Origin of the sequence: Chlorobaculum thiosulfatiphilum (assembly GCF_006265165.1) — a bacterium.
GTDB lineage: Bacteria > Bacteroidota > Chlorobiia > Chlorobiales > Chlorobiaceae > Chlorobaculum > Chlorobaculum thiosulfatiphilum.
This window is the reverse complement of sequence record NZ_VDCH01000048.1, coordinates 1-4,919: the sequence shown is the minus strand read 5'-3', so window position 1 is coordinate 4,919 and position 4,919 is coordinate 1. Positions and strand designations below refer to the sequence as shown.

The following is a 4,919-nucleotide window of genomic DNA, read 5'->3' as shown; positions in this document are numbered from 1 at the left end:
TTGACAACGTGGCAAACAGGCCACCAGAATGGTCTCGAACTGCATGGTATCCAGATGACGCCATCGTTGCTCAGTGGTATGGTCATAAATGCTGCATGATGCACCGCATACCGGACACGCGACCTGCTTGCCGGTACAGACCAGTCTGATCTCGACCCGCTTGCCGCTCATCGACACATGAACGTTCTCGACCTTCCAGTTTGAGGAAAGACCTAAAAGTTGGTGGTAATGGCTCGTCAGGCTCTGCATGGGAGTATCAAGGTGTGGTTGGGTAAAGCTCAAAATTACTCTATGTTACTTCATACACACCCTTCTTTCCACGATATTCTGCGAAGAGCCGTTTTTTTGAGGATTTTTTATAAACAGGGTACGTTCGTGACGCTTTGCCGTGCCGGGAAATGGAGATGGCGCTCTGAACCGTTTTTCGACCGTTCGAGCGCCATCAACTACGGCTACAACCACCTCACAAGCCGTTTACCGGCAGGAATCAGTCCACATCGGGGTCGAAATCGAAGAACGGCTCTTTCGAAACCAGACGGAACTCCTGGATATGCGGTATCGGCCCATCCTTTTTCGTGAGTCTGAGCGTGTTCTTGCCCGGACGGACGACAACCTCTCCGATGGTTTCCACGGTTTGCCGGTCTTTATACCAGCTTCCGGTAACCGTGGCAAGAACGTTGGAAAAGGTTTGCGGTTTGGCGTCATCGGGGTTGATGACAATCTCCACCGCACGCTTGTCCGCCGCTGTGTAAACGCCTTCAAGCACTAACGTTGTCGGCTTTTTGCCCGTAAAGGTAAACTCGTACGCGGCTGACGGCGTACCTCCGCAAGCGCCCGTATCGATAACACCGGCTCCATAGTTGTTCTTGCCGAGAGGTGTCGTGCCGATAAACGATGTCGCCGGAATATCCACCACCTCCGCAACCAGCCTGAACTCCTTCATGTGCGGCGACCAGGGGCCGGGCCTGCTTATTTTCAGGGTGTTCATGCCGGGCAGCAGAGTCACCGTTCCGATCCTCGCTTTACGCAGGCCGCTGGTATCCCACGCGCCGGTGCTGTACTCCAGGGCTGCCGGATTGACAACGGCTCCGTTGAACTCGACCTTGACCGGGCGGTTATCCGCCGATGTGAACAGCGCTTCGAGCCGCCGCCTCACCAGTTTGGAGCCGGTGTACTGGAACTGGTAGGTCAATGCCCACTCGCCGGGAATGTTGGCGCAGATGATGCCGGGGCCATACTTGCCGATGTCGAACGTTCCCTTGCTTTCGCTCGGGATGAACGATTCGGCGGGAATCTTCAGAATGCCGCCGCCCACCGGGGAGACCACCACCTCTATCTCCTTGATATTCATGCCTTTGACGCCACAGACCTCCTTGCCGCAGACCCAGTCGGTAAATTTGCCATCGGCGCGAAGGGCGCGATAGTGCAGTTCATAGCGTCTCGCGAGACCACCGGTCAGCTCGACCAGAAACTCCTGCAACGGCGATGCGTTGCCGCCCTGCGCGCCACAGAGTTTTCCCTCACTGACCCAGTCGTGAAGGCATCCGTCCGCCGAGGTCGCGTAGTAGCGCATCGACAGGCCGGGCACCTTTTGCCCGAAGCTGATCTTGAAGCCGCTTATGGACACGCCGTCCGCGGACTTCGTCGTCTCCATCCGGGTTTTTGGCAACACGATAGGCCCCTCGTCGTTGCCCATCGGACGCTCCCAGTACATCAGCACCAGCTCCTGCAGCTCGGGACTCAGAAGCTCATAGGTGTAGCGAATCTTGTCGTACCGGATCACCTCCCACATGGCGGGTGTCTTGATCGTATCCTTCCATTTTTCCGGCTCGTTGGCAAGCGTCACGTCGCCCCCGACAGCCTGGAAGGCGATCTTTTCGTTCATGCTCTGGCTGCTCTCCTGCTTTTCCGACGACTTGCCGACCGAAACGCCCGCCGAGGCGCTGAAAGCTCCGAAGCCTCCGGCGATGGCCGCCGAGGTGGTGCTTTTGAGCGTCTCGATTCTGGAGTTCTCCGCCTCCTCCTTGGTGTGCACGAAAAAGAGGCGGCCACCGAGCGTGACCTGACGGCCGATGATCTGGCCATATTTCTGAAACACCTTCGCCAGCGCCTCCTTGGGGTTGGCGTCGGCCAGCGCGTTTTCGACCGCGCTCACGAATCGCGGCGACACGACGGCGCACTCGTCGAGATCGATCCTGACCCGGTCGAGATCGTACATGCCGACGATATAGAGCGTGCTTACCTTGCTCGACTGCGCCGTCTTGTAGCTTCTTTCGTGCGAGACCGACGCGCTGACCCAAGGGGTCGAAACGCTTGCCGTCACCGAGGTGAAGCCCGCCGAAACCATGGTTGCCGACTTCGAGGTATAGGTGATTTCTGTATTGATCTTCGCGGAGAGGTGCTCGCAGTTGAAAAATTCTCTCGACTCCGGAACCTTCCACCACAACGCGGGCGCGAAGCACTCCTGAGGCGTGCTCGATTCGCCTTCGAAGAAGCTTTCGAGATCGAGACCCATGAGCATGTCGCTGTTTATGGCAAGCGCCAGCCACTCTTCATCGGTCAGGGATGCCGCTGAAACGACATTCTGACGCACATTGGGGCCGGGCGCGAACCCCAGATCGGGCAGCTTGATGGAGACGCCGTCCATGCCTTTGAGCAGCGGGGCGGAAAGATCCATTGCCATACCGGGTTTCAGAGCGGGAGGCGGAAGCGGCTGCGGTTTCTGGAGTTCCTGTGTCCGGATGCGCACCAGGCGATCGACGATTCCTTGCTTCTCGCCCTGCAGCACGGTTCTGATCACGTCGGGCAGGAGGTCGGAAAGATCGTCATACCCGGCATCCAGAAAACGCTGGATGTAACTGGCAGCCTGGTTTTTGCTCAGCCAGGCTCCGGCTGTTGTTTGCGATGATGCCGGAGCCGGAGTCGGCGCTGGCGCTGGAGTTGGCACAGTGCCGGAGCCGGAGGTCGCCGAACCGGAAGGCTGGGTTCCAGACGGTGGAGTTCCCGATGCCGGTTGAGCGGTCGTGGTCGATCCCTGTGCCGGAGCCTGGGTCGGCGCTGGAGCCGGAGATGCAGAACCCTGTGCGCCTGTCGCCGGAGTGGCTGGGTTGTTGATGGGCATAGCGTGTTATTGGTTTCGTTATCTGAAAAAAACTCTGTCTGAAAGAACATATCAGTTCCATAAGAGTCATGTCAGGCCTGAAACGAGGGTTAGTCGCGTCAGTAGAAAGCGGATGTGCAGGGATGAAAAAAGCGGCCAGCCGCGTTGTCGCGCTTTGCGTTGCGTGGAAGCGATGTCGCGCCGGTCAATCATCGAGGCGCGATGATGGGTGGATGTCGAGCCGATCGGAGGCCAAAGTCAGGCGGTCGGCATTTGCGGGAATTGGGGGCTTAACAGCACGTCCGGCGAGCCGGAGAGAGCCGGGCGGGAAGAGTAAACATATAGGTAATATGTTCAGATACGGGTTGTGGCGCTCGCTGTGCTGCATTGCGATTGAGACTTATATCTCGCAAAAATAGAATAATTTATGAGTCCGGCAAGTTTATCCGCGCCGGGCAGGTCACTATTCCGGAAAAAGTGCGCGACGTAAAAGAGTGGGGCGGTGAATATTTATTTTCTGTCTTTCCAATAAATGGCTTTTCTGAAAACTCACCGAACGTCGCGATTGCTGCGTTGAGTGATATTGAAATCCTCGCGTACTCTGCAACTTCTCGGATTTTCCTGCGCCGTCCGTCTTTTCCGAAAGCTTTGGTCTTGAAAAGCAGCAATGATCGCATGGCCATACTGTACATCGAGCTACGCCAGAAGGCGTAATTCTGATGATACGTCAGAAGCATTGCTGAATGTGAGGGTCCGAAGGATCGAGCGGAAGGCGATTGTCTGTGATGATAAAGAGCGGCTGGATGTTATGAACCGGATTGACCATCCAAAAAATCAAACGTGAATAAATAATGCTCGTTTCTTATATTCAATGAAATGTGTACAGGTTTTGATTGCTTAAAATTTTTCACTATACAGAAATGAACAAACATTTCGATATTCCTACGATAATTGTTATTGTCACCACTTTCGTATTGTTTACGATAGCACTGTTTGTAAAAGGTTTGACGCATGACATTCTTTTGGAGGCGGGTGTATTTCTTGTTTCCGTCAAGCTCATTTTAATGAGTTATAAAAGCAGTTTGACAAATCAAAAAATGATGGATGAATTGCGTGAGATTAAACATATGCTGAACAAGGACAGGTAGTTTTGCGAGCTTGTGTGGATTTCGAGGACTACCCGACGCCGCAATAGGGATACGTAAAAGGTGTTTGGAAGCGCCCTCAACCTGCCTGTTTATATCTGATTATTATAAAGTACAGAAGAACCTGAAACAGTGATGGCAATAACATACATTACTGAAATTAACGAGGATCTACTGCTCATAACAACCTCTGGCCGCGACGAAAACGTACGGGAGGTTATCGATTACGGCAGTGCAGTGATCGACCTGGCGGTCAGGCACAGCGCAACACTTATTTTGTGTGATGAGCGGAATCTTGAATACGCACTTGACACTTTTGATACTTTCCAGTCAGCAAAGGAAATCGCTGATCTCGCTCCGAAGGTTGCCCGCATCGCTATTGTGTGTAGTGCGAAGTTCCTGAAAGATGGCAAGTTCTGGGAAACGGTCGCCGTCAACCGGTCGCTTCAGGTTCGCGTCGATACAGATATCGACAGAGCCAAAGTCTGGCTGTTCGAAAGCAGCAATCAGGCGTCAGCTTGATATCTTTTCCTTGTGGTTTTTTGATCTTTTATTCCCGGAGTAACAGCAGAAGAATCCTCCCGGATACGATGAAAAGGGTCAGTGAGATAAAGTGTGTAAACGGTCATAGATTCCACTCATGAAACAAGGAGCAAAACTATGACCAGAAAGAA

The 4,919-nt window shown here is 53.8% G+C and carries 5 protein-coding genes; 3 read left to right on the top strand and 2 right to left on the bottom strand.

Going from position 1 to position 4,919, the window contains the following annotated elements:
* Together FGF66_RS12225 and FGF66_RS12220 are read right to left on the bottom strand one after the other, a co-directional pair.
* Positions 1–249 (bottom strand): transposase family protein (locus tag FGF66_RS12225; RefSeq protein WP_139457910.1); only part of this gene is annotated, 249 nt, incomplete at its 3' end.
* Between the two features lie 238 nt (positions 250–487).
* Positions 488–3,121, bottom strand: a complete 2,634-nt coding sequence (locus FGF66_RS12220; protein WP_139457909.1) for an MAC/perforin domain-containing protein — start codon at positions 3,119–3,121, stop codon at positions 488–490.
* Between the two features lie 366 nt (positions 3,122–3,487).
* On the opposite strand from FGF66_RS12220, the gene FGF66_RS12215 reads away from it, so the two are divergent.
* From FGF66_RS12215 to FGF66_RS12205, 3 genes are all read left to right on the top strand, one after another.
* Positions 3,488–3,814: a hypothetical protein gene (locus tag FGF66_RS12215; RefSeq protein ID WP_170181379.1), complete on the top strand. Its 327-nt coding sequence runs from the start codon at positions 3,488–3,490 to the stop codon at positions 3,812–3,814.
* Between the two features lie 206 nt (positions 3,815–4,020).
* Positions 4,021–4,248 carry a hypothetical protein gene (locus FGF66_RS12210; RefSeq protein WP_139457905.1) on the top strand — a complete coding sequence of 76 codons (228 nt, stop codon included), beginning with the start codon at positions 4,021–4,023 and terminating at the stop codon, positions 4,246–4,248.
* A gap of 132 nt (positions 4,249–4,380) precedes the next feature.
* Entirely contained in the window at positions 4,381–4,767 is a 387-nt protein-coding gene (locus FGF66_RS12205; RefSeq protein WP_139457903.1) for a hypothetical protein, read from the top strand.
* Positions 4,768–4,919: the final 152 nt, after the last annotated feature.